Source organism: Streptomyces longispororuber (assembly GCF_024448165.1).
Taxonomy (GTDB): Bacteria; Actinomycetota; Actinomycetes; order Streptomycetales; family Streptomycetaceae; genus Streptomyces; species Streptomyces longispororuber_A.
On the sequence record NZ_JAMOLN010000070.1, the window covers coordinates 22128 to 42520 of the forward strand.

The 20393-nt window shown below is 70.1% G+C and carries 23 protein-coding genes and 1 riboswitch; of the genes, 14 read left to right on the forward strand and 9 right to left on the reverse strand.

Annotated features, from left to right (window positions below):
* Positions 1-31 precede the first annotated feature (31 nt).
* Together M4J07_RS20650 and M4J07_RS20655 are read left to right on the forward strand one after the other, a co-directional pair.
* Complete coding sequence (locus tag M4J07_RS20650; protein WP_255974023.1) at positions 32-376, forward strand: GroES family chaperonin; 345 nt, start codon at positions 32-34, stop codon at positions 374-376.
* 49 nt (positions 377-425) lie between these two features.
* A riboswitch (guanidine-III (ykkC-III) riboswitch) is annotated at positions 426-498 on the forward strand.
* A 32-nt stretch (positions 499-530) separates the two neighbouring features.
* A complete protein-coding gene (locus M4J07_RS20655) occupies positions 531-851 on the forward strand; it encodes a DMT family transporter (RefSeq protein ID WP_255974025.1) in 321 nt (106 codons plus the stop codon).
* Here the strand turns inward: M4J07_RS20655 and M4J07_RS20660 are convergent.
* Complete coding sequence (locus tag M4J07_RS20660) at positions 796-3135, reverse strand: transglycosylase domain-containing protein (RefSeq protein ID WP_255974027.1); 2340 nt, start codon at positions 3133-3135, stop codon at positions 796-798. The two genes, M4J07_RS20655 and M4J07_RS20660, sit on opposite strands and share 56 nt — an antisense overlap.
* Positions 3136-3289: 154 nt before the next feature.
* On the opposite strand from M4J07_RS20660, the gene M4J07_RS20665 reads away from it, so the two are divergent.
* From M4J07_RS20665 to M4J07_RS20680, 4 genes are read left to right on the forward strand one after another with little or no spacing between them, the layout of a single operon-like run.
* A complete protein-coding gene (locus M4J07_RS20665; protein ID WP_255974063.1) occupies positions 3290-4093 on the forward strand; it encodes an ABC transporter permease in 804 nt (267 codons plus the stop codon).
* A gap of 40 nt (positions 4094-4133) precedes the next feature.
* Positions 4134-4910 (forward strand): ABC transporter permease, encoded by a 777-nt coding sequence (locus M4J07_RS20670; RefSeq protein WP_255974065.1) that lies wholly within the window; start codon positions 4134-4136, stop codon positions 4908-4910.
* 6 nt (positions 4911-4916) lie between these two features.
* Entirely contained in the window at positions 4917-5930 is a 1014-nt protein-coding gene (locus tag M4J07_RS20675; protein WP_255974029.1) for an ABC transporter ATP-binding protein, read from the forward strand.
* 19 nt (positions 5931-5949) lie between these two features.
* Positions 5950-6822, forward strand: coding sequence for a DUF1707 SHOCT-like domain-containing protein (locus M4J07_RS20680; RefSeq protein WP_255974031.1), 873 nt, complete (start codon positions 5950-5952; stop codon positions 6820-6822).
* A gap of 156 nt (positions 6823-6978) precedes the next feature.
* On the opposite strand, the gene M4J07_RS20685 is transcribed toward M4J07_RS20680, so the two are convergent.
* On the reverse strand, positions 6979-8301 hold the full coding sequence (locus M4J07_RS20685) for an SGNH/GDSL hydrolase family protein (protein WP_255974033.1): 1323 nt from the start codon (positions 8299-8301) through the stop codon (positions 6979-6981).
* Between the two features lie 520 nt (positions 8302-8821).
* On the opposite strand from M4J07_RS20685, the gene M4J07_RS20690 reads away from it, so the two are divergent.
* Positions 8822-10033: a DUF445 domain-containing protein gene (locus tag M4J07_RS20690; RefSeq protein WP_255974034.1), complete on the forward strand. Its 1212-nt coding sequence runs from the start codon at positions 8822-8824 to the stop codon at positions 10031-10033.
* 307 nt (positions 10034-10340) lie between these two features.
* On the opposite strand, the gene M4J07_RS20695 is transcribed toward M4J07_RS20690, so the two are convergent.
* A complete protein-coding gene (locus M4J07_RS20695; protein WP_255974036.1) occupies positions 10341-10793 on the reverse strand; it encodes a GNAT family N-acetyltransferase in 453 nt (150 codons plus the stop codon).
* 105 nt (positions 10794-10898) lie between these two features.
* On the opposite strand from M4J07_RS20695, the gene M4J07_RS20700 reads away from it, so the two are divergent.
* Entirely contained in the window at positions 10899-11918 is a 1020-nt protein-coding gene (locus tag M4J07_RS20700; protein ID WP_255974038.1) for a GlxA family transcriptional regulator, read from the forward strand.
* Entirely contained in the window at positions 11915-12274 is a 360-nt protein-coding gene (locus M4J07_RS20705; RefSeq protein ID WP_255974040.1) for a VOC family protein, read from the forward strand. Before M4J07_RS20700 ends, M4J07_RS20705 begins: the two co-directional genes overlap by 4 nt.
* Before the next feature lie 3 nt (positions 12275-12277).
* Here M4J07_RS20705 and M4J07_RS20710 read toward each other — a convergent pair whose 3' ends face one another.
* The 3 genes from M4J07_RS20710 to M4J07_RS20720 form a co-directional block, all read right to left on the reverse strand.
* Positions 12278-12589: a hypothetical protein gene (locus M4J07_RS20710; RefSeq protein ID WP_255974042.1), complete on the reverse strand. Its 312-nt coding sequence runs from the start codon at positions 12587-12589 to the stop codon at positions 12278-12280.
* A gap of 111 nt (positions 12590-12700) precedes the next feature.
* Positions 12701-13093 carry a VOC family protein gene (locus tag M4J07_RS20715; RefSeq protein WP_255974044.1) on the reverse strand — a complete coding sequence of 131 codons (393 nt, stop codon included), beginning with the start codon at positions 13091-13093 and terminating at the stop codon, positions 12701-12703.
* A gap of 10 nt (positions 13094-13103) precedes the next feature.
* On the reverse strand, positions 13104-13895 hold the full coding sequence (locus M4J07_RS20720; RefSeq protein ID WP_255974045.1) for a hypothetical protein: 792 nt from the start codon (positions 13893-13895) through the stop codon (positions 13104-13106).
* A 474-nt stretch (positions 13896-14369) separates the two neighbouring features.
* Here M4J07_RS20720 and M4J07_RS20725 point away from each other — a divergent pair, with 474 nt between their 5' ends.
* On the forward strand, positions 14370-14843 hold the full coding sequence (locus M4J07_RS20725; RefSeq protein WP_255974047.1) for an NUDIX hydrolase: 474 nt from the start codon (positions 14370-14372) through the stop codon (positions 14841-14843).
* A gap of 14 nt (positions 14844-14857) precedes the next feature.
* Here M4J07_RS20725 and M4J07_RS20730 read toward each other — a convergent pair whose 3' ends face one another.
* The gene (locus tag M4J07_RS20730) at positions 14858-15058 is read right to left on the reverse strand and encodes a DUF397 domain-containing protein (protein WP_255974049.1); all 201 of its coding nucleotides are present in this window, start codon (positions 15056-15058) and stop codon (positions 14858-14860) included.
* The gene (locus M4J07_RS20735; protein ID WP_255974051.1) at positions 15055-15903 is read right to left on the reverse strand and encodes a helix-turn-helix domain-containing protein; all 849 of its coding nucleotides are present in this window, start codon (positions 15901-15903) and stop codon (positions 15055-15057) included. Before M4J07_RS20735 ends, M4J07_RS20730 begins: the two co-directional genes overlap by 4 nt.
* A gap of 216 nt (positions 15904-16119) precedes the next feature.
* Here M4J07_RS20735 and M4J07_RS20740 point away from each other — a divergent pair, with 216 nt between their 5' ends.
* Both M4J07_RS20740 and M4J07_RS20745 read left to right on the forward strand, forming a co-directional pair.
* A complete protein-coding gene (locus tag M4J07_RS20740) occupies positions 16120-16755 on the forward strand; it encodes an ATP-binding protein (RefSeq protein WP_255974053.1) in 636 nt (211 codons plus the stop codon).
* 158 nt (positions 16756-16913) lie between these two features.
* Complete coding sequence (locus M4J07_RS20745; RefSeq protein ID WP_255974055.1) at positions 16914-17846, forward strand: YDG/SRA domain-containing protein; 933 nt, start codon at positions 16914-16916, stop codon at positions 17844-17846.
* An 18-nt stretch (positions 17847-17864) separates the two neighbouring features.
* Here the strand turns inward: M4J07_RS20745 and M4J07_RS20750 are convergent, their stop codons facing one another.
* Positions 17865-18902 (reverse strand): SEC-C domain-containing protein, encoded by a 1038-nt coding sequence (locus M4J07_RS20750; RefSeq protein ID WP_255974057.1) that lies wholly within the window; start codon positions 18900-18902, stop codon positions 17865-17867.
* Between the two features lie 382 nt (positions 18903-19284).
* On the opposite strand from M4J07_RS20750, the gene M4J07_RS20755 reads away from it, so the two are divergent.
* Together M4J07_RS20755 and M4J07_RS20760 are read left to right on the forward strand one after the other, a co-directional pair.
* Positions 19285-20082 carry a class E sortase gene (locus tag M4J07_RS20755; protein ID WP_255974059.1) on the forward strand — a complete coding sequence of 266 codons (798 nt, stop codon included), beginning with the start codon at positions 19285-19287 and terminating at the stop codon, positions 20080-20082.
* A gap of 11 nt (positions 20083-20093) precedes the next feature.
* Positions 20094-20303: a DUF3311 domain-containing protein gene (locus tag M4J07_RS20760; RefSeq protein WP_255974061.1), complete on the forward strand. Its 210-nt coding sequence runs from the start codon at positions 20094-20096 to the stop codon at positions 20301-20303.
* The last annotated feature ends 90 nt before the right edge of the window (positions 20304-20393 follow it).

The following is a 20393-nucleotide window of genomic DNA, read 5'->3' on the forward strand; positions in this document are numbered from 1 at the left end:
ACGGGCGCGTGGGACAGGTAGGTTCATCGGCGTGAGCGAGAAGACCCACCACGACGACAAGTTGCCCATCCGCATGCTGCACGACCGTGTGCTCGTGCGGCAGGACTCCGCGGAGGGCGAGCGGCGCAGCGGCGGCGGCATCCTGATCCCCGCCACGGCGGCGGTCGGCAAGCGCCTGGCCTGGGCCGAGGTCGTGGCCGTCGGGCAGAACGTGCGGACCGTGGAGCCGGGTGACCGGGTGCTGTACGACCCGGAGGACCGGGCGGAGGTCGAGGTGCGCGGGACCGCGTACGTGCTGATGCGCGAGCGGGACCTGCACGCCGTGGCGGCCGACCGCTTCGAGGGCTCCGAGGATTCGACGGGCCTGTACCTCTAGAGTCTGCCGAAGGGGCTGGTGACCACCGTCACCAGCCCCTTTTACGCGTTCTTTGCTACCTTGGAGTCATCCCGACGAGACGCGCCGTACCGGGCAAGCAGTGCTGGCAAAGACGACGCACCCCCTGTTGAAGCAACTGACGGAGGTGCCTCTCATGGCCTGGGTCCTGATCGTGATCGCCGGACTGCTCGAGGTCGGCTGGTCGATCGGCATGAAGTTCACGGACGGGTTCACCCGCCTGTGGCCGAGTGTCTTCACCGGCGCCGGCATCGTCACCAGCATGGTGCTGCTGTCCTACGCGGCCAAGTCCCTGCCCATCGGTACCGCCTACGGCGTGTGGGTGGGCATCGGCGCCGCGGGCGCGGCCGTCGTCGGCATGCTGGTCCTCGGCGAACCGGCGACGGCCGCTCGGATCTTCTTCATCGCGCTGCTTCTTGTGGCGATCGTCGGCCTGAAGGTGACATCAGGCCATTGAGCGGGCCGCCGCCGTCGGCGCCGCCGTCCGTGGTGGTGCCGCCGGTGTCCTGACCGCCGTCCGTTTCCCCGTTCGTGCCGCCGTCGGTGGTGCCGCCGTCCGTCTGGCCCTCGGTCTGCCCCTGGTCGGTGCCGCCGTCCTGGTCGCCGGTGGTGGCGCCGCCGGTGGCGGGGGGCCCGGAGGTCGGGGGCGCGGGTTCGTCGGACGTGGCGGGGGCCGACGGTGACGTGTCGGTCTCCGCCGGGGTGGAGGGCAGCGGCAACTCCTCGGCGCCGTCCTCCAGTTCCAGGTCGAAGTCGTTCGCGGGCGTGCCGGCCAGTGCCTTCTTCGTGAACTGGGCCCAGATCTGCGCGGGGAATCCGCCGCCGTTGATGCGCGGCAGGCCCGCCGCCCCGTAGAGCGAGGTGTGCGCGCCGGTGTCCGGGTCCTGGCCCATCACCGCGACCACGGTCGCCAGATCCGGCGTGTACCCCGCGAACCAGGCCGCCTTGTCCTCCTCCGCCGTACCCGTCTTGCCGGCGGCGGGGCGGCCCGCGGCCTGGGCGGCGGTGCCGGTGCCGCCCTCGACGACGGACTGCAGGACCGACGTCGTGGTGTCGGCCGATTCGCGGCCGACCGACTGCCGGGTGTCCTGCTCGGGCAGCTCGACGTCCTCGCCGTCCTTGCTGATGGACTCCAGCAGCGTGTACCTGCCGTGCTTGCCGTGGTTGGCGAGCGTCGCGTACGCCTCGGTCATGTCCAGGACGCTGGCGGTGGCCGGGCCGAGCGCGATGGAGGGCGACGCCGTCAGATCGGGGGTGCTCTCCGGGAGGCCGAGGTCGATCGCCGTCGCCTTGACCCGGCCGGGGCCGACGTCGACGGCCATCTGCGCGTACACCGAGTTCACCGACTTGTCGGTGGCGGCCCGCACGGTGATGGGGCCGTAGGAGACGCCGTCCTCGTTCTCGGGGGCGTACGTGCCGCCGTCCCAGCCCTGCACGGGGCGCTTGTCGGTGCCGTCGTAGATGGTGTTGGGCGTGATGACGCGGCCGTCCTGCGTCGTCGAGCCGTTCTCGACGGCGGACGTGAACACGAACGGCTTGAAGGTGGAGCCGACCTGGTAGTCGCGGCGCGTGGCGTTGTTGACGTACTGCTGCGTGTAGTCGATGCCGCCGTACATGGCGAGGACCTTGCCGTTGGCCGGGTCGATGGCGGCGCCGCCCGCCCGTACGTTCCGGTCGACCTTGCGGGCGTCCTTGTCGATCTGTGCCATCAGCCGGTCGTCGACGGCGTCCACGAACGCGTCCTGCTTCTTCTTCTGGAGGGTGGTGGTGATGCGGTAGCCGCCGGTGGCGAGGGTGTCCTCGTCGAGGATCTTGTTGTCGATGATGAAGTCCCGCACGGCGTCCCGGATGTAGCCGCGCTGTCCGGACAGGCCGGTCTGGCCCTTCGCCTCGTCGGGCACGGGGAACGTCATGGCCGCGCGGTCGGCCGCGGACAGCCACTTCTCCTTGACCATGCCGTCCAGGACGTAGTTCCAGCGGGCCACGGCCCGCCCCTTGTTCTCCGGGTGCGCGATCACGTCGTAGGCGCTCGGGGCGTTCAACAGGGCGGCCAGATAAGCACCTTGAGCGGTCGTCAGGTTCTCGACGTCGGTGCCGTAGTACGCCTGGGCGGCGGCCTGGATGCCGTACGCGTTGCGCCCGAAGTAGCTGGTGTTGAGGTAGCCCTCCAGGATGTCGTCCTTGGACTCCTCCCGGTCCAGCTTGATCGAGATGAAGAACTCCTTCACCTTCCGGGAGACCGTCTGCTCCTGGCCCAGGTAGTAGTTCTTCACGTACTGCTGCGTGATCGTGGAGCCGGACTGCTTGCCCTTGCCGGTGACCGTGTTCCAGGCGGCGCGCAGCATCGCCTTCGGGTCGACCGCGGACTCGGAGTAGAAGTCGCGGTCCTCCGCGGCGAGCACCGCGTGCTGCACGGCCTTGGGGATCTGGGCCAGCTTGACGTTCTCCCGGTTGACCTCGCCGTCCCGGGCGATCTGGGTGCCGTCGGCGTACAGGTACACGTTGCTCTGCGCGGTCGCCGCCGAGTTGGCGGGCGGGATGTCCACGAGGAAGTAGCCGAGGGCGAACAGGCCGACGCACAGCAGGACGAAGCCGATGAGGCCGCCCAGCAGCATGCGCCAGGTGGGGACGAGGCGTCGCCAGCCCGTGCGCTTGGGGCGCCCCGGCTTCTTCGCCTTCCCCTTCCCCGGGTCCGCGCCGGTCGGCTCCTGCGCAGGCTGCTGCGGCTCGTCGGTGCTCATGTCCTGTGGAACTCCTGAATCGCGTCGTACGTCACGTACGCCTCGTATGACACATAAGACTCCTACATCACCCCGAAAATGCGTGGCAGGCGACGCCCGCCCTCCACTAGGCTCCTGCGCTTCGGTCCGATCCCGGGAGGCGTGCGTGGGACAAGTGCGGCTGTACGCGGCCGTCGCCGCCGGCGGGTTCCGGCGCTACGCGACCTACCGGGGCGCCACCTTCGCGGGCGTCTTCACGAACACCGTCTTCGGCCTGATCATCGCCTGCACGTACATCGCGCTGTGGGACGAGCGGCCGCACCTCGGCGGCTACGACCAGGCGCAGGCGCTCACCTTCGTGTGGGTGGGGCAGGCGATGTTCTCGGTGATGATGCTCGGCGTGCCCTCCGGGTTCGAGGCCGAGCTCGCCGAGCGGATCCGCAGCGGTGACATCGGCGTCGACCTGTACCGGCCGTGCGACCTCCAGGCCTGGTGGCTGGCGCAGGACCTGGGGCGGGCGGTGTTCCAGCTGCTCGGGCGCGGTGTCGTGCCGATGGCGGTCGGCGCGCTGGTGTTCCGGCTGGCGCTGCCCACCGAGCCGTGGCGCTGGCTGGCCTTCCTGTTCTCGGTGCTGCTCGGCCTCCTCGTCAGCTTCGGCCTGCGCTATCTCGTGGCGCTGTCCGCGTTCTGGCTCCTGGACGCGAGCGGGGTGGCGCAGATGTACGGCATCACCGCCACGTTCTTCTGCGGAATGCTGCTGCCGCTGAACGTCTTCCCCGGCGCGTTCGGCGACGTCGCCCGCGCCCTGCCGTGGTCGGCCCTGCTGCAGGTGCCCGCCGACGTCCTGATGGGCACGGCCGGCGGTCGCGGAGTGCTCGGCAGCTACCTCTTCCAGGCCGCCTGGGCCGCCGCGATCCTCGGGGTGGGACGGCTGCTGCAGACGGTCGCGACCCGGCGGGTGGTGGTGCAGGGTGGCTGACCCGATCGGCCAGGTCCGCGCCGGAGCCCGCGCGTTCCGCATGATCAGCGGCATGTGGATCCGCTCCACGCTCACCTACCGCGCCTCGTTCGCGATGACGACCGTCGGCAACTTCGCCCTGACGGGCCTGGAGTTCGTCGGCATCCTGCTGATGTTCTCGCAGGTCGACCGGCTCGGCGGCTACTCGCTGCCGGAGATCGCCTTCCTCTACGGGACGGCGGGCGCGGCCTTCGGGCTCGCCGACCTGTTCGCCGGTTCGCTGGGGCGGCTCGGCACGCGGGTGCGGGACGGGACGCTGGACGCGTTCCTGGTGCGGCCCGCGCCGGTGCTCGCGCAGGTGGCGGCCGACCGGTTCGCGCTGCGCAGGCTGGGCCGGGTCGTGCAGGGGCTCGCCGTCCTCGGGTGGTCGCTGCTCGCCCTGGACGTCGCCTGGACGCCGGTGAAGGTGCTGCTCGTGCCGGTGCTGCTGATCAGCGGCGGCGCGATCTTCTCGGCCGTCTTCATGGCGGGCGCGGCCTTCCAGATCGTGGCGCAGGACGCGGCCGAGGTGCAGAACGCGGCCACGTTCGGCGGCAACGCCATGCTCCAGTACCCACCGACCGTCTTCGGCGACAACCTGCTGCGCGGCGTCACCTTCGTCCTGCCGCTCGCCTTCGTGAACTGGCTGCCCGCCCTCTACATCCTTGACCGCCCCTACCCCCTCGACCTGCCCAGGTCGCTCGCCTTCGCACCGCCCCTGGTGGCCGCTGCCTGCCTGGCCGCGGCGGGGCTCGCGTGGCGGGCGGCACTTCGCGCGTACCGCAGCACAGGGAGCTGAACACGTATGTCGGACACGGTGGTCGACGAGGCGGTGCCGGGCGCGGCGTCCGCCGCGGCCTTCATCGAGGTGGACGGGGTCGAGAAGGTCTTCGACGTGCGCCGCAAGGCGGGCTTCCTGCGGCGCACGCGGCACGAGGTGCGGGCCGTGGACTCGCTCTCCTTCACCGTGGCGCGCGGCGAGATGGTCGGCTACATCGGACCGAACGGGGCGGGCAAGTCGACGACGATCAAGATGCTGACCGGCATCCTGACGCCGAGCGCGGGCCGGCTGCGCGTCGCCGGGATCGACCCGTCGCGGCAGCGGGCGCGCCTCGCCCACCGGATGGGGGTCGTCTTCGGGCAGCGCACGACGCTCTGGTGGGACCTGCCGCTGATCGACTCCTATCGGCTGATGCGGCGGATGTACCGCATCCCGGACGGGCGCTACGCCGAGAACCTCGCCCGCTGCGTCGAACTCCTGGAACTCGGCGACCTGTTGGAGGTGCCCGTACGGCAGCTCTCGCTCGGGCAGCGGATGCGCGGGGACATCGCGGCGGCGCTGCTCCACGACCCCGAGGTGCTGTACCTGGACGAGCCGACGATCGGCCTCGACGTCGTGTCGAAGGTCAAGGTCCGGGCGTTCCTGCGGGACTTGAACAAGGAGCGGGGCACCACCGTCCTGCTCACCACGCACGACCTCACCGACATCGAGCAGCTGTGCCGCCGGGTCATGGTCATCGACCACGGGCGGCTCGTGTACGACGGGGAGCTGGACGGACTGCACGACCTCGGCGGCGGTGAGCGCACCCTCGTCGTCGACCTGGAGCGCGAACTGCCGCCGCTGGACGTCGAGTTCGCCCGGGTCGTACGGGTGGAGGGGGCGCGGCAGTGGCTGGCGTTCCCGGCCGGGCAGTCGGCGGCGCCGCTCGTCGCCCGGATCGCCGAGCGGTACCCGCTGGCGGACCTCTCCGTCCGGGAGCCGGACATCGAGTCGGTGATCGCGCGGATGTACGCCCGGGACGCCTCCGTCGCGCCCTGACGCCCTTAGTCTGAACCGTATGACGGACTCATCCGGCGCAGACTCCGGCGCAGACCTGCCCGACCGCTCCGACGACTCCTCCGCGGCGCCCGATCTGCGGGCCTCCGACGCCGACCGCGAGCAGGTCGCCGAGCGGTTGCGGGACGCGCTCGCCGAGGGCCGGCTCGACATGGAGGAGTTCGAGGAACGGCTCGACGCGACGTACAAGGCGCGTACGTACCGGGAGTTGGCGCCGCTGACCCGGGACCTGCCGGGGCCCGGGGCGCCGGCCGCGCCGGTGAACCTGGTGAAGGGGCCGCTGCCCGAGGGCGCGGTCGACTGGGCGGCGCGGATCGGTGGCGAGGCCACGTCCACGTGGGGCGTCGGCGTCCTGTCCGGGTTCCAGCGCAAGGGGCGGTGGACGGCGCCGCGGCAGTTCAACTGCTTCACGTTCTGGGGCGGCGGTGAGATCGATCTGCGCGAGGCGAACTTCGAGGCCAAGGAGGTCGTCGTCAACTGCGTCGCGATCATGGGCGGGATGAACGTGGTGGTGCCGCCCGGCGTCGAGGTCGTCGTGCGCGGCATCGGGATCATGGGCGGTTTCGACCACTCGGAGGAAGGGGTGCCCGGGGATCCGGGGGCGCCGCGGGTGGTGGTGACCGGGTTCGCCTTCTGGGGCGGGGTCGGGGTGGAGCGGAAGGTGACGCGGGCGGAGCGGCAGCGGCTCAAGGCCGAGCGGAAGGCGGCGCGGCGTGGCCTCCTTGAGGGGGGTGGGGGGCGGCACGAGCTGTTGCACGGGGATCGGTTCGACCGGCACGCCGACCGGTTCGACCGGCACCGGGAGCGGCTCGAGGAGCATCTTGACCGGTTGGAGGAGCGGCGCGAGCGGCGTGACCGCCGGCACCGGGACTGAGCGCTCCGCGGTGCCGTGGGTCTTTGCCGCGCCGTGGCCGGGCCCCGTGTGAGTGGTGCGCCGCACCGGGGGCCGCCTTGCTCACCCTGCCGCCCCAGGCGGCAGATTGCCCAAGGCGGGGGTGGGGAGCCGATGTGTTGGACGGGGTGCCGCTCGCTAGAGTTCCGCGCCCGTTGAGCCCTTGAGGGACGACACGTCGAAGCGCTCGGCCATCCGTCGGTAACCCGCGTCGCTGGGGTGCAAGTGGTCGCCCGAGTCGTACTGCGGCAGCAGCTTGCGGGGGTTGTAGGGGTCGCGGAGCGCCTTGTCGAAGTCGACGTAGTTGTCGAAGACCTTGCCGCCGCGGATCTGCTCGTTCACGCCCTGGCGGACGGACTCCAGGTGCGGCTTGTAGCCGCGGTGGCCCTGGAACGGCATGAGCGTCGCTCCGACGACCCGCAGACCGCGCTGGTGCGCCTGGCGGACCAGCTCCTGGAGACCCTCCACGATCTTGTCGGGGTCGGTCTGCTGCGGGTTGCGCAGGATGTCGTTGATCCCGAGGTCGATGACGACGGCCCGGACCCCGGACCGGCTCAGCGCGTCGCGCTCGAAGCGGGACAGGCCGCTCGGGTTGTTGGCGGGGCGGCCGTAGCCGTCGGACAGGACGCGGTTGCCGCTGATGCCCTGGTTCACGACGCCGTAGCGCGGGGCACCCGACTCCGTGCGCAGCCGCGCCGCGAGGACGTCCGTCCAGCGGCGGTTGGCGCCCATCGTGGAGGTGATGCCGTCGGTGAGCGAGTCACCGAGGACGACGACCGTGCCCTGCGCCTCGTTGCTGAGCACGTCGAGCGCGGTCACATAGCGCCAGTACGGGCTCTGCTCGGTGTACTGCGTGCCGTTCGGCTCCTCGACGAGGTCGCCGTTCGCGACGTACGACATCTGCCGCGCCTGCGGGTGGTACGTGACCGGTCCCGACGGGGTCGGCGAGTACGTGGTGACCAGCATGTCGGAGTCGCCGGGCACCTGGAGCCGGACGGCGTCGCTGAGGACCTGGCGGCCGGCCGGGATGACGACCGAGGTGTTCCCGGCGAACGTGAGGCGCCGCACCGTGCCGGCCAGCGCCGCCGGGCTGCCCGGCGCCGAGGCCACGGCGAGCGAGGCGTGCGTGACGCTGAGGGGCTGCTGCCCGTACAGATTGGAGAGCGTGATGCGGGCGCTGGTGCCGGCGATGCTGGTGTGCACGACGTTACGGATGGACCGGCCGAAGAACCCGTTCGTCTCCGTGCCGGGCTCGGCCCCTGCGGGCGAGGCGGACCAACTGCCCGCCCAGGTACCGGTGGAGGCAGGTGCGGCCGAGCCGCGCGGGTGCGCGCCGCCCGCCTGGATCTCTCCGTCGTCGCCGCGCAACACGCCGGAGAAACCGACGTATATGGCGGCCGAGATCACGACGACGACCGCGACGAGCGCGGCCAACAAGGCATAACCGTGACGCCTGGTCATGCGGTGTGTGTCTCCTCGGGCAGGGGGAGCCCGAGGCTCCGGTGTGATGAACCCATGATGCGGCATGGGTCAGGACCGTCGAACAAGGGGGCCGACACTGCCCCCCTCCGCCCATGGAGACGCCGGGAACTCGTGGTTCGTTCCGGTAGTGGGTCAGGAAGGGACAATGTGTGAGGGGAACGACAGTCGGCCGGGCGGACGACGGGAAGGCGATCGACGCGGCAGCGCGTCATACAGGGCGATGCGCACGGCCGACGTGCGGGACCGACGCGGATGATCGAAGCGGAGTGGCTGAGTGGACGGCGACGTGGGCAACGAACCGAGCGGACCTGGCGGAGCGAGTGGACCGAGCGGGCTGAACGGACCGACGGAGAGAACGCTGGACCGGACGGCGGACAAAGCGGGTGAACCGGACAGTGGGGAGTATGCCCGCACGGCCCCGGCCCAATCCCGCGCCGGCCGTCGCTTCACCGCGGAGTTCAGCCCCGCGGACGAGGAGAAGCGGCGCGGCGTCCGCCGGATGAAGCTGACGGCGACCGGCCTCCTCGTCTTCGTCGCGGTCGTCTACGTCCTGGCCACCTGGGCGGAGCACGCCGGGGCGGGCGCCTGGGCCGGATACGTCGCGGCGGCCGCAGAGGCGGGCATGGTCGGCGCCCTCGCCGACTGGTTCGCGGTCACCGCGCTCTTCCGCCACCCGCTCGGCATCCCCATCCCGCACACCGCGATCATCCCGAAGAAGAAGGACCAACTGGGGCTCTCGCTGGGCGAGTTCGTCGGGGAGAACTTCCTCTCCGGCGATGTCGTACGGGACCGGCTGCGGGCCGTCGGCATCGGCAGCCGGCTCGGCGCCTGGCTGTCCGAGCCGGAGCACGCCGACCGGGTGACGGCCGAGCTGGCCACCGCGCTCAGGGGAGCCCTGACCGTCCTGCGCGACTCCGACGTGCAGGCCGTCGTCGGCGAGGCGATCACCCGCCGCGCCGACAACGCGGAGATCGCGCCGGGCCTCGGCAAGATGCTGGAGAAGGTCGTCGCCGACGGCGGGCACAAGCGGGTCGTCGACCTGGTGTGCACACGGGCCGCCGACTGGCTGGTCCTGCACTCGGACTCCGTGATGGACGCGGTGCAGGGCGGAGCCCCCGGCTGGACCCCGCGGTTCGTCGACAAGCGGGTCGGGGAGCGCGTCTACAAGGAGCTGCTGCGCTTCGTCACGGAGATGCGCGACATGCCGGAGCACCCGGCGCGTGGCGCGGTCGACCGTTTCCTGCGCGACTTCGCGGGCGACCTGCAGTCGGACTCGGACACCCGGGCGCGCGTCGAGCGCCTGAAGTCGGAGGTCATCGGCCGCTCCGAGGTGCAGGACCTGATCGCCTCGACCTGGTCGGCGGTCCGCTCGATGATCGTCGCGGCCGCCGAGGACGAGCGCAGCGAGCTGCGCCTGCGGGTGCGGGCGTCGCTGCTCTCGCTGGGGCGGCGGATGGCCATCGAGCCCAAGGTGCAGGCCAAGGTCGACGGCTGGGTGGAGGGCGCGGCGGTGTACGTCGTCACCACGTACCGCGCCGAGATCACCTCCCTCATCACGGACACCGTGGCGGGCTGGGACGCGGAGCACACGTCCCGCAAGATCGAGGCGCACATCGGGCGCGATCTGCAGTTCATCCGGATCAACGGCACGGTGGTCGGGTCGCTCGCGGGCCTGCTGATCTACACGGTGTCGCGGGCGCTCGGGGCGTGATCCCTGGTCGGCGGGGGACCTGTGGAGCCCTTTCCCTCGACGAGGAGGGGTAATGCTCATGCAGCACCAGCAGCACTGGTAGCACCAGCAGTACCCCGGACCCTGCACCGGAGCCGACACTCCCGCCGGGACCCCCACCCCTGGCGGGCCTGGTCGCGGCGGCGTTCGCGGTACGGGCCGAGCGGCGGTCGCTGGAGGACATCGCGCAGCCGCTGTCCGCGGTAGGGCCCCGGGCCGGCGCGGTCGTCTGATCAGGCGGTGGCGCCGGCGCCGGCGGTGCCGGTGTGCGGGCGGCGCGGTCGTCCGGTCAGGCGGTGGCGGTGTACGGGCGGCGCGCCATGAACACGTCGACCGGGTCCTCGCGCTCGACGGTGAACCCGCGTCGCTCGTACAGCCGGCGGGCCGCGCTGCCCTGGAGCACGTTCAGCCGGACCGGCACGTCCTCGCGGTCACAGCGTTCCAGGAGCGAGTCGAGGACGGCGGTCCCGATGCCCCTGCCCTGCAGTTCCGGGGCGAGGAGGAAGTGCTCGAACCAGTAGCAGTCCGCCGCCCGGCGCAGCGCGACGGCCCCGGCGAGCTCCCCGTCCACCTCGATCACCCAGGTGTGCGCGGGCGCCCACGCGTCGCGCAGCCGCTGCCGCACCCGCCCCTCGTCGTACCGGCCGAGCCGCTCCAGGTCGGGGCGCATCGCGACGGCCCGTATCTCGGCCACCGCCGTCACGTCGGCCGCCGTGGCAGGCCGCAGGGTCCAATCCGCCATGGTCGGGAGGCTAACCCGGCGGCGCGCGGGCCGGTGGGCCGTGCCGACGGGTGAGACGGCGGTCTCGGGCTGCCGTGCCCCGGCGCCACGTGAAAGGGTCCAGCCATGGCGGGACGACAGCACGGGGACGACCACGGGCCCCCGGTAGGGGTGTCGCCGGTGGCGGTCCTGGTCAGGGACGGCGTCCTCCCCATGGAGCTCGGCCTGGTGCACCAGCTCTTCGGCGCGGCCCGCGACCCGTCGACGGGGGAGCGCCTCTACGACGTCCGCACCTGCGCGCTGCGCCCCGGAAGGGTCCGTACGGACGCCGACTTCCCGATCTACGCGGAGCACGGCCCGGTGACGGCGGCGCAGGCGGACACCCTCCTGATCCCGGCCTCCCACGAAACGGACGAGAAGCTCCAACCCGGTTCTCTGCCGGCGCAGTTGGCGGAGGTGATCGGATCGGTCACGGCCCGGGGCGGCCGGGTGGCATCGATCTGCACGGGCTCGTTCGTCCTGGCGGCGGCGGGCCTGCTCGACGGCCGCCGCGCGACGACGCACTGGATGTCATCGGCCCTCTTCGCCCGCACGTTCCCCGAGGTGACGGTCGACGCGGACGTCCTCTACGTCGACGAGGGCGCGGTCCTGACCTCGGCCGGCGAGGCGGCGGGCATCGACCTGTGCCTGCACATGATCCGCGAGGACCACGGCGCGGCGGTCGCGGCGGAGGTGGCGCGCCGCACGGTGGTGCCCCCGCACCGGGAGGGCGGCCAGGCCCAGTACATCCGCCGCCCGGTGGAGGAGCCGGGCGTCACCTCGACGTCGGCCTCGCGCGCCTGGGCCCTCGCCCGGCTGGCCGAACCGCTGACGCTGACCGATCTGGCGGCCCGGGACGCCATGTCGATCCGCACGTACAACCGCCGTTTCCGCGAGGAGACGGGCCTCACCCCGATGACCTGGCTGGCCCGCCAACGGGTCGACCGGGCAAGGGAGTTGCTGGAGCAGACGGACCACACGGTGGACCGGGTGGCGACGGAGACCGGTTTCGGCACGGCGGTGTCGCTGCGGCAGCACTTCCAGGCGGTGGTGGGGGTGTCGCCGGGGGCGTACCGGTCGACGTTCCGGGGGAAGCAGGGGAGATGACCGTACGCAGAATCGTCCCGAACGTCCCGGTGGAGTCCCCCGAGGCCCTGGCGGCCAACCGCGCCTTCTACGGCGCGCTGGGCCTGGCGGAGGCCATGAATCTGGGCTGGATCCTGACCATGACGTCCCCGACGAACCCCACGGCCCAGATCAGCTTCCTCACACGCGACGAGACGGCCCCGGTGGTCCCGGACGTGAGCGTGGAGGTGGACGACGTCGACGCGGTCCACACGGCGATGAAGGCGGCGGGCGCCGAGATCGTCCACGACCTGCGGGACGAGGACTGGGGCGTCCGCCGCTTCTTCGTACGCGACCCGCAGGGCCGGGTCGTGAACGTCCTGAGTCACCGGTCCTAGGGTCTAGGCGGCGGCCTTCCGGTCCACGATCACGTACGACGCGGCGGCCACGGCCCCGGCGACCCCGAAGACGGCGGGCCACGCCCCGACCTTCTTGGCCAGCGGATGCGACCCGGCGAACGCGGCGACGTACGCCCCGGTCAGCGCCCCCGCCACCTTCCCGCCCCGCGCCTTGGTCCACTGCGTGGCGGCAGCGGTCCCGGCCACAGCGAGCACGACCCCGCCCAGCTGCCGCTTCTTGGTGAACCGCGCGACGGCGTACCCCCCGACGAGGCCGGCGGCGGCGATGGGGGCGGTAGGAATACGGGCGGCCATGAAACCCTCCGGCAAGTCGGCTATGTCAACGCTGACGCCCTTCGACGCCATTTGCGAGGCTACGCCGGGCCGCACGCCCGCACTCCGACGCCCCCTGGACTGTGCCCCGGGTCACGCACCCCAGGTCCTGGCCCGCGCGGCGAACACCTCCGCATCACTGTGAACGGGCACGACACAAGTGATGTGCCCGCCAGGAACCCGCAGCACCCGGCACTCGGCCCACTCCCCGACCTGCACGGCCCCGAGCCCCACCAGCCGAGCGGTCTCGGCGTCGACGTCATCGGTCTCGACATCGAGATGCACCCGCGGAGCATCCCCGTCCCCTCCCAAGGCCTGCACCGCGGCAATGGCCCCGTCGATGGCCCCATGAAGGATGGTGAACTGCTCGTTCCCCACCTCAGGCTCGACCTCGACCCCGAGGGCCTGCCGCCAGAACTCCACGGCGGCCCCGGCCTGCTCCTTGGGCGTATCGATCAGTACGGCGAAGAGTCGACTTCGATGCATGCACCACACGCTAACCGGAGCACGCCGCGAACACCCCCACCCCTGAACTCTCCCTACAGTCCCGGCACTTGCCGCTCTCCTGCCCCCACGGCAACGGATCCCGACACTCAGGACACTCGAACACCCGCCGCCACGCCCGCTTCCGCGCGGGCCGCTTCCGCACGAGCCGATCGGCGATGAGCCGAGCAGCGGAGTACACCTTGGCAGGCAACCCGCTACTGACGGCATCAACGATCTCAGCGGCAGAAGCCCCTCTCTCCAGCCACACCCCCACCTCGGGCACGAGCTCCCGCACGCGCGGCTCGGACAGCCGAAGCCGCGGATCGACGTCCCCGAGCCGCCGAAGAATCCGCGCGCTCTCGACGGCATGCGGATCGTCGAGATCGGCGACGGCGGGAGGGCAGGGAGGGTTCTTCCTCCCGTCCCTATAGGAGTCCATCCCCCCGCTAGGGGAAAACGCTCCCGGTTCCCCGGTTCCCACCCGTGTGGGAACCGGCTCACTGGCCCCCGGAACCTCGTACACATCAACGCTGGAGACGATCCGCCGGGTAGAGGACTCCCGCTCGGTCCGAGTAACCCAATACCCCAGCTCCCGCAGCTCCTTGACGGCCTTGGACACGGCAAGCCGCCCTTGCGGGAAACCGTCGCTCAGCGTCCGAACATTGACCTGGGTGCCGCTGGGCAGCGACAGGACGTAGACAAGGATGCCGCGCGCAGTATGGGACAGACGCGGATCGCGGATGGCCTTGTTGGCGATGACGGTGAAGTCCCGCTCATGCCGGCGGATACGATGAATCTGCATGGGAGTGCTTGCTCCTGATGCCGGACCCCCGGAGGTTGGCGCCTCGCGGGGGTCACCTATGTCTGTAGTTGTGTACGGAGCGGTGATCACGCCTAGACGGAGAGTGACACACGCGAACCGCGCCAGGCAATCCATGGCCAGAACTCACAACACCCCTCCACGCAACAAGACTTGCCACCCGCACCACAGCCCAACGGGCACTCGCCCAGCCACAGAGAGCGGCGCCCAACCCCCGCAGGCCGCACTTCAGCGCTGACCAACCCCCCTGCCCCAACGAAACCCCAGCCGAAGAACGCCAGCCCCAACTAGCGGACGGCGAAGCCAGATAGGGAGGGAGGCATCAGCAACCCCCCACCCCACCAGCCACGCAATCCAAGAACCAGAACCCACCGGCCCGCACCCAACTCAAACCCACGGCCACCACCCCACCGGCGCTGGGCGCCGGACCGGATACGGTCTGGTGGGAGGTGCGGAATGAGTTTTAGGTTGGCTGCGTACGCCGTGTGCATGGAGGACGGTCGAGTGCTGCTCGCTCGCCACGTGTCGCCGACGGGCAAGAGCACGTGGACCCTGCCGGGTGGTCGGGTCGAGCACACGGAGGACCCGTTCGACGCGGTGGTCCGCGAGGTCGCCGAGGAGACGGGCTGCGACGCGGTGGTCGAGCGCCTGTTGGGCGTGGACTCCCGGGTGATCCCCACGGCCGAACGCACTGTCCCCGGCGGACCGGCGCATCAGAACGTCGGCATCTTCTACGAGGTCCGCATCACCGGCGGCCAACTCCGCCCGGAGCCGAACGGCGAGATCGCCGAGTCGGTCTGGACCTCGATCCCCGACGTCGCACGCCTGCGCCGGTCATCGCTGGTCGACATCGGCCTGGCCTTGGCCCAGACACGTCCGGCAACCGGCCACGTCGCTGCCGTCTCGGTAGGCGGCCTGATCCAGCACTGAACGTGGCTCCTCCGTCAGTGCACCGACCGAAGGAACTCGGCCCATGCCCGCGCACCACACCGGATGGTGTCGCCATCGACGACCTTCGAGTCCCGCACCAGGGCGCCGGCCCCCGACGGGAACGCACACTCCACGCACTCGCCTCCCGCGCCGTTGCTGTAGGAAGACTTGCGCCAATGAGGCTGGTCATTCTCGGGACGTATGTTGGGGCTCATCGAGCGTGCTCCTTGAGGATGCTCTTCACCAGTAGAGGGGATCGCTGGGGACTCAAGGCCGCTGCCCTCAGTCCGTTGAACGCTCTCGTGTATTCGCGAACGTGGTGCTCGCCCTCCAGGTACGTAGCATCGGTAAGGCCGTCACGATAGACAACGTCGGGGTCGCCCTGGTCGGGGAATCCGAGGATGGTGAACGGGCCCGTCACTGGATGGGTGCCCGCGTCGAAGGGCAGGATCTGGAGTGTGACGGCGGGCAACTGAGCTACGTCCAGCAGATGTTCAAGCTGCTCACGCATGATGGAGCGGTCGCCGATGACCTGCCGAAGCGCGCACTCATGGACGATGAACCATGCATCGGGTGCCCCTTTGCGGGACAGCATCTCCTGACGTTCGAGCCGTACGCGGATTGCCCGGTCCGCGTCCTCGGGCGTCATGTGCGAGCCCGCGACGTGCAGTTCTGTCATGTACGAGGTCGTCTGCATCAACCCTGGCACCAACTCGCATTGGTACTGCCAGAACGATGAGGCCTCCTGTTCCAGGCCGATGTAGATGTTGAACCACTCGGGAACGCCCGAGCCGTGGACCTGCCACCAGCCCTTCATCTTGGCCTGCCGTGCCAGGGACTTGAGGAACTCTCTTATGTCGTCGCTGGTTTCGTAGAGACGCCCCAGGGCGTCCACGTCAGACGGCTGGACGCGTCCGGTCCCTGTCTCCATCCGGTTCACCTTGGAGGCGCTCCAGTCCAGCGCGGCCCCAACCTGCGCACAGGTCAGGCCACTTGCCTCGCGGAGCTTCTTCAGTTCGATCGACAGTCGCCGTCGTCGCGCCGTCGGTGATCCGGCCATCTCGTCGTCCTCCTCGCTAGCGAGGCTCAGTCTCTGCGCCAAGGAGTGTGCTTGCCAATCACTCGAACGTGGGAATCCCTTCCTGCAAATTGCATATAGCGATGTGCTGACGCCACGCTGTGAGGGTGGCTCGCGGCTTCAAGTGCACCAAGGGCCACGCAGATACCGCGAGTTGATCATCGGAGCAGTAGTGATCCTCTACGGGGAGGAAAGCTTGTGATCCAGCAGAACTGTGTGTTCCGTAAGCCCTGGGGCTTGGCCTTCATGGCAGAGCCCAGTGAGGTGGCTGGCCTGCGGCGCGTCATGCGGCTTCACCTGCGGTACTGGGGCCTGCATCATCTCGTTGATGCCGCCCAGACCTGTGTGACTGAGCTTGTTGCCAATGTCATCGCCCACGTGGGACCCGGCACGCCAACGGAACTCGCGCTGTCGATGAACGGGACCTACCTGCGCATCGAGGTGCAGGACCCCGACCTACGAGCGCTGCCCACCCTCCTGGATGCCGCCGCCGACGCGGAGAGCGGGCGCGGCATGAAGCTGGTTGATGCGGTAGCCCACAGTTGGGGAGTGCTCCTCAAAGCTGAACGCAAGGTGGTCTGGTGCGAGCTGGCGACCGGGCTGCGGTTCCCCGGAGGTCACGTGACAGATGACCGAGTTGACCGCACGGAAGCGCTACTTCGCCTCTATAGAGGGGCTGGCGAAGCGACCCGTGCTAACTCCCAACTCGGCAAGACGGCGGCGGTTGCGATGGTCGCTGATCTGCTCCGGTGGGCCTGTGCACATGGGTATGACCCCGATGAAGTACTGGACAGCGCGCAGGGGAGCTTCGAGGCTGAGGAGCTGACTTGCTGAGGTCCGAGAGATGCCGACCTCGTTGCAGCGACTCCTGCGCCATCGTCGACGCGTAACTCCACAAGCTGGCGATCAATTCAAGCCATTAATTGATCGTTTGGTGTCAAAGTGGCTCTGAGTTGCCAGGGTGGTGGCCTGCCGTTCGGCAGCATGCTCTCATGTCAACTCCTTCGCGTAGAACCTCTAAGAAGATCTACTTCGGACCTCCCCCGGGTGTCACTCCCGGTCAGCGATTCAAGGGGCACACCGAACTGCATGCTGCGAGTGTGCATCGGTTCAGGGGGCAGGGAATCTCCGGAACGGAACACGAGGGCGTTGACTCCATCGTTGCGAGTGGCGGCTACGCGGCAGATCGCGACGAGGGGAACGTCGTGATCTATACGGCCATGGGGGGCAGTCCCGACGATGACGGCCACATAACAGAGGACCAAGAGTTGGTCGGCCGCAATGCAGGTCTCGTGCTCAATGAGCGAGAAGGTCTGCCTATTCGCTTCGTGCGTGGCTTGAATATTCGAAGCGGGAAAGCACGGGGCGGCTACGAGTACGCGGGCCTATATCTCGTTGAGGAGCATTGGAGTTGCCGTACGGAACGGGGCCACCTCATGTGGCAATTCCGTCTTGTCAGGGACGAAGGGGAGGTTGTGCCAGCCGGCGTCGCGGTTGAGATCGACGATGACATGACTGACCTTGAGCGCGCCACCGCCCGTTTCGTCACTGCTCAACGCCGGGTTCGGAACACTCGGGCGTCTCGAAAAGTCAAGTCGATCTACGGCAACATCTGTCAGATCTGTCGTATCCCGGTGGTTGTCGATGGGGATGGAGCCCCCTACAGCGAGGGGGCTCACATACAGGCTCTAGGCGAGCCTCATCGCGGGCCCGACGTGACGTCGAACATTCTCTGCCTGTGCCCGAACTGCCATGTGAGGTTCGATAACGGCGCTCTGCTGATAACGGATGACCTCAAGGTTGTGGACGGTTTTACGCGGGAGCTGATAGGTAGCCTCAACGTTCGGTACAACCAACACCGGATAGGAGTGGACTTCTTGCGGCAGCACCGGTCTCGTTGGGCTGACAGAAGTCAGGGGCTCTGAGGTCCCAGGGTGCGGAGGCTACTGACCGTGGCACGCCCCATAAGAACTCCCCGACCCGCACCAACACAAAGCCCCATCCTCCGGCGGCCAGACAACCGCCCGCCCCCGCGCCGCCAGCGTCGTCGCGTACTGCGGCAGCAGCGACGCCTCGCTCGGCGAAGAAGCCTCCGACGCCGCGAACGCCTCGTACGAGGGCACGGTCCCCGTCACGATGCCGAGGTTCCCCGTGCCCGACGCCGACAGTTCCCTCAACGCCTCCTCTATCGACGCCAAGTGGGCCTCGTAGGAGGGGTATTCGGAGGTCAGGGACGGGTACGCCGCGATCAGTTCCGCGTACTCCGTCGACGACCAGTGCAGGACCGCCACCGGGAACGGGCGGGAGAGGGCCTCCCGGTACGAGCCCAGTTCCGCGCGCAGGCGCGTGATCTCGGCCTGGAGTTCCGCCGGGTTCTCCGAGCCGAGGGCCCACAGCCGCTTCGGGTCGTGGAGTTCGTCGAGGGAGACCGCGGTGCGGTTCGCCTCGTCGGCCAGGGCGTCCCACTCGTCGTGCGGCGCGCCCATCAGGCGGCGTACGCGGTGCCGGCCCAGGAGGAGCGGGTGCCGGGGGAGGGGCGACGGGGAGCCCGGTGCCCGTTCCGCGGCCGGGACCAGGAGTTCCAGCGCCTCCGTGAACGTGTCGTGCGCCTCTTGCAGCTCGTCGTGGGATTCGAGGGACTCCGCCGCGATCACCCAGGGCGCGGGTTCGCGCGGAGCCGTCGTGCGGATGCCCGTGATGATGGCGCGGGCCTCGGCCTCGTGGCCGTACTCCCAGAGGTTCGCCGCCTTGAGGGCGCGGACCAGGGCGGGGGCCTGGACGTCGGGGGAGGCGAGCAGGGCGTCGTAGTGCGCGGTCGCGCGCTCGCGGGCGTCGGCCAGTTCGTAGTGGGCGGCGGCCTGGAGGAGCAGCTGCTCCGCGTCCTCGGGGTACATCGCCGCCGTGCGCTCCAGGCGCTCGGCTTCCGCGACGTGGTCGGCGCGATCGTTCTCGGCTGGCGTGGCAGGCGTGTCGGGGCGCATGGAGGACACGGTACTGCCGCGGGCCCGTGCGCGGACCGCCCCCATCGGGCCCGGTCAGGAATCCGGCCCGGTCAGGAAACCGGCCCGGTCAGGAAACCGGCCCGGTCAGGATTCCGGACCGGTCGCCCGGGTGGGCTCAGGCGGGCGCCGCCGCCCGTCTTGTCCGTCAGCGCGTGCGCGCGTCGAGTCGACTGATCACGCTCCGTCAACCCATAAGGAGGCGAGGGAGAGGCAAGTGGTCGTCAATTTGCGCTTGGGCATGGCGAGTTGGCGGCGTGCGATCTATCTTGCGCGCGTGCCGCAGCGTACGCGTACGGACCATGACCATGACCATGACCGTGACCATGACCATGGCGATGACGACGACCGGCGACCCAGTATCGTGGCCCACGGGCACCGCCCCGCCCGGCCCGTGCGGTCGCCCGGTGTCCGGCTGCTCTGGACCGGGGCCGAGGCCGCCGTCACCCTCGGCCTCGTCCTGCTCCTGCTCGTCGTGCACCAGCTGTGGTGGACCAACCGGGAGGCCAAGGCGGGGGCCGAGCGGCAGGTGCGGTCCCTTGAGCGGGAGTGGGGGCAGCCGCAGAAGCAGGGGCAGGAGCCGTCGAGCGGCGGTGAGTCCACCCCGGCGGGCGGGGCCGACGACGATCCCGCCGTCGGAGGCACCGGAAGCACCGGAGGCACGCGCGCCGAGCCGCAGTCCCGCACCGCCGTCGCGCCCCGCCCGAACTGGGACCAGGCCTACGCCATCCTCTCCATCCCCCGCCTCGGCCTGCGCGCCCCCGTCGCGCAGGGCGTCAGCAAGCCGAACGTCCTCAACCACGGCTACGTGGGCCACTACCCGGGCACCGCCCAGCCGGGCCGCGCCGGGAACTTCGCGCTGGCCGGGCACCGGAACACCCACGGGGAACCGTTCCGGTACATCAACCGGCTGCGGCGCGGCGACACCCTCACCGTGGAGACCAAGAGCGCCACGTACACGTACGTCGTCGACCGGACGCTGGGGCAGACCGCGCCGAGCGACGGGGGCGTGATCGATCCCGTGCCGCGCAGTCGTGTCGTGCCGTCCGCCGGGTACCGGGAGCCGGGGTACTACATCACCCTCACCACCTGCACCCCCGAGTACACGTCCAAGTACCGGCTCGTGGTGTGGGGGAAGCTGAGCTCGATGCGGCCCCGTTAGGCTCCTTCCTCGTGATCAACCGGCCCCACCTGCTCTGGCTCCTCGTGCCCTTCGTGCTGTACATCGGCGCGCTCCCGTTCGTGAACCGCGTCGAGCCCGTCGTGCTCGGGCTGCCGTTCCTGTTCGCGTGGCTGCTCGCCGCGACGCTCCTCACGCCCGTCGCCGTCTGGCTGGCCTGGCGCGGGGACCACAAGGGGACCCGGGGGCGCGGCCATGAGTGACGGAGCCGTCGCCACCACCCTCTTCGGTGTCTTCATGGTCGTCACCGTCGCCCTGGGGCTGCTCGCCGTGCGCGGCAAGGGCAGGGGCGG

Coding starts and splice junctions, on each gene's coding strand:
- M4J07_RS20655 (WP_255974025.1), top strand. CDS start 531: ATGGCCTGGGTCCTGATCGTGATCGCCGGACTGCTCGAGGTCGGCTGG.
- M4J07_RS20660 (WP_255974027.1), bottom strand. CDS start 3,135: ATGAGCACCGACGAGCCGCAGCAGCCTGCGCAGGAGCCGACCGGCGCG.
- M4J07_RS20670 (WP_255974065.1), top strand. CDS start 4,134: ATGATCAGCGGCATGTGGATCCGCTCCACGCTCACCTACCGCGCCTCG.
- M4J07_RS20675 (WP_255974029.1), top strand. CDS start 4,917: ATGTCGGACACGGTGGTCGACGAGGCGGTGCCGGGCGCGGCGTCCGCC.
- M4J07_RS20680 (WP_255974031.1), top strand. CDS start 5,950: ATGACGGACTCATCCGGCGCAGACTCCGGCGCAGACCTGCCCGACCGC.
- M4J07_RS20685 (WP_255974033.1), bottom strand. CDS start 8,301: ATGACCAGGCGTCACGGTTATGCCTTGTTGGCCGCGCTCGTCGCGGTC.
- M4J07_RS20690 (WP_255974034.1), top strand. CDS start 8,822: ATGAAGCTGACGGCGACCGGCCTCCTCGTCTTCGTCGCGGTCGTCTAC.
- M4J07_RS20695 (WP_255974036.1), bottom strand. CDS start 10,793: ATGGCGGATTGGACCCTGCGGCCTGCCACGGCGGCCGACGTGACGGCG.
- M4J07_RS20700 (WP_255974038.1), top strand. CDS start 10,899: ATGGCGGGACGACAGCACGGGGACGACCACGGGCCCCCGGTAGGGGTG.
- M4J07_RS20705 (WP_255974040.1), top strand. CDS start 11,915: ATGACCGTACGCAGAATCGTCCCGAACGTCCCGGTGGAGTCCCCCGAG.
- M4J07_RS20710 (WP_255974042.1), bottom strand. CDS start 12,589: ATGGCCGCCCGTATTCCTACCGCCCCCATCGCCGCCGCCGGCCTCGTC.
- M4J07_RS20715 (WP_255974044.1), bottom strand. CDS start 13,093: ATGCATCGAAGTCGACTCTTCGCCGTACTGATCGATACGCCCAAGGAG.
- M4J07_RS20720 (WP_255974045.1), bottom strand. CDS start 13,895: ATGCAGATTCATCGTATCCGCCGGCATGAGCGGGACTTCACCGTCATC.
- M4J07_RS20725 (WP_255974047.1), top strand. CDS start 14,370: ATGAGTTTTAGGTTGGCTGCGTACGCCGTGTGCATGGAGGACGGTCGA.
- M4J07_RS20730 (WP_255974049.1), bottom strand. CDS start 15,058: ATGAGCCCCAACATACGTCCCGAGAATGACCAGCCTCATTGGCGCAAG.
- M4J07_RS20735 (WP_255974051.1), bottom strand. CDS start 15,903: ATGGCCGGATCACCGACGGCGCGACGACGGCGACTGTCGATCGAACTG.
- M4J07_RS20745 (WP_255974055.1), top strand. CDS start 16,914: ATGTCAACTCCTTCGCGTAGAACCTCTAAGAAGATCTACTTCGGACCT.
- M4J07_RS20750 (WP_255974057.1), bottom strand. CDS start 18,902: ATGCGCCCCGACACGCCTGCCACGCCAGCCGAGAACGATCGCGCCGAC.